The organism is Microcoleus sp. K4-B3 (assembly GCF_036704615.1).
Taxonomy (GTDB): Bacteria; Cyanobacteriota; Cyanobacteriia; order Cyanobacteriales; family Microcoleaceae; genus Microcoleus.
In genome coordinates, this window is the sequence record NZ_JAUBSF010000219.1 from 1 (window position 1) to 1,641 (window position 1,641).

A 1,641-nucleotide genomic window follows, 5' to 3' on the forward strand; every position below is an offset into this window, starting at 1 on the left:
TTATACTGATGATCGATAAAAAAGTCATTCTGGGTTCACGAGTATTTATACTCATCGCAAAAGTGACACGCTCCCAAGCAGATTTTCTCAAACGGGTAAATCCAGCCGCAGTTTTCCACCAAGGATTTAAAGGCTGAATACAAAGGGCGATCGTACTCCAAATTTAACACGCCAATACAAAAATCCACCCAACTTCCGTGACAGGCTGAGAGTTCGGAAACTATGCTGTTATTATGATAAGCCTGATCGATTAGGAATCTCTGAAATCTCCCGCCCAACTTCCTTGCTAATTTGACGTAAACTTCGTCTTTAACATGAACGTGCACTTGATTCATCAGTTGAGCGTACAGCGGGTTATAGAGTTTGCTGTAAATCTTATTTTCTAATTTTCTGCCGAGTTGACTTCTTAATATGTCGTACAATTCATTATGAATTTTATTTCTGATTTCGCTGCCAGTTTCCAGACCGGAATCGCGTATCCTTAGCGGTTCAACTGCTTGCAAAGCTGTGTAAGGGCTGTCACAGAAAATAATTTCCGGTTCAGGACAGCGGATGATGTTGTAGGCGGTGTTGATTGCCGCTGTCGCTTGCGGGCGATCGACTGGTTTTATCGAAAGTCCAATTTGTCGCCACTTCTCGCAATAAATCGGAATTAACGCTGTTTGTTCTGGAGTAATTGCAATCATTGGTACAGCTATATTATTTGATTTGCGGTCAAAAAAATTTCTATTTCGCATCCGGTAAAATAATTAATTAATTTTGTAGTGATGACGGAATTTATAACTACAAACCTATTTTATACTCGTTAAATTATTGGTATAAATTAACCATTGTTTGCAAAACCCCTAAAATCATAGGAACATTATCGAGACAATAAACATCAGCATCGATAATTAAATTATTTCCTTCTAATTTAAGAAAACGCCAGACAACCCCAGTAGTTACGCAGCCAAATACGGCAGGTATTAAATTGTGTTTGCCTTCGTTAAATAGCTGAGCCGCCACCATTTGTGCGGCACACTGCGGGAGACAAGATTCTATTTCTCCGCCTTTCGTTTCTCTCAAGGCAAAAATGGGTACTTTAATTTCAAAATCAAAGGGAACGGAAGACAGTATAAAATCGCATTCTCCATTCAATCCCCGATCGACATCTACATCAAATGACCAGCCGGAAAAGATAGAAAATTGTCGGTTGTTCCTTTCTCTAGATTCTAACAAAATAGGAGAAATAATCCGTTCCGAACGTTCTTTTGCAGTTGTCACAGCAGTGTTAGAACTAATTTCTAGGGTTCTCCAAAGCCATTCGGAGGGTTCTAAAGGAATAACCTTAGCACTCAGAATAGAACCCAGTGACGGCTCCAATCCGAACCGATCTTTTAACTGTTGGAAAGTAAAGGATTTGTAAGACATCGTTTTCAGATAAGTCGGTGAAAATAAAGATTACTTCGATATCTAAAGCGAGTTGAGAAACGTTAAACTCGCTTGTATAGCAACCCTTGCATAAATTTTCAACCTCTCTTTTCTTCCTTCTTTTCTCTTCCCTCGGACTTCAACATCAATCCGTTAATTACTGTAGTTTAGACTAAATAAAGATGAGAACGGTGGCTTTCAGAAGAACTAGAGCCACCGCGCCGGGAGAGA

Annotated in this window: 2 protein-coding genes; both read right to left on the reverse strand. The window is 39.6% G+C overall.

What is annotated here, in order from left to right:
- Positions 1-35: 35 nt before the first annotated feature.
- Positions 36-686, reverse strand: coding sequence for a hypothetical protein (locus QUA78_RS32510; RefSeq protein WP_333307439.1), 651 nt, complete (start codon positions 684-686; stop codon positions 36-38).
- Between the two features lie 124 nt (positions 687-810).
- Entirely contained in the window at positions 811-1,410 is a 600-nt protein-coding gene (locus QUA78_RS32515) for a hypothetical protein (RefSeq protein WP_333307436.1), read from the reverse strand.
- Positions 1,411-1,641 lie beyond the last annotated feature (231 nt).

Excerpts from the sequence above, each read along its gene's own strand:
- QUA78_RS32510 (WP_333307439.1), bottom strand. The coding sequence starts at position 686 with ATGATTGCAATTACTCCAGAACAAACAGCGTTAATTCCGATTTATTGC.
- QUA78_RS32515 (WP_333307436.1), bottom strand. The coding sequence starts at position 1,410 with ATGTCTTACAAATCCTTTACTTTCCAACAGTTAAAAGATCGGTTCGGA.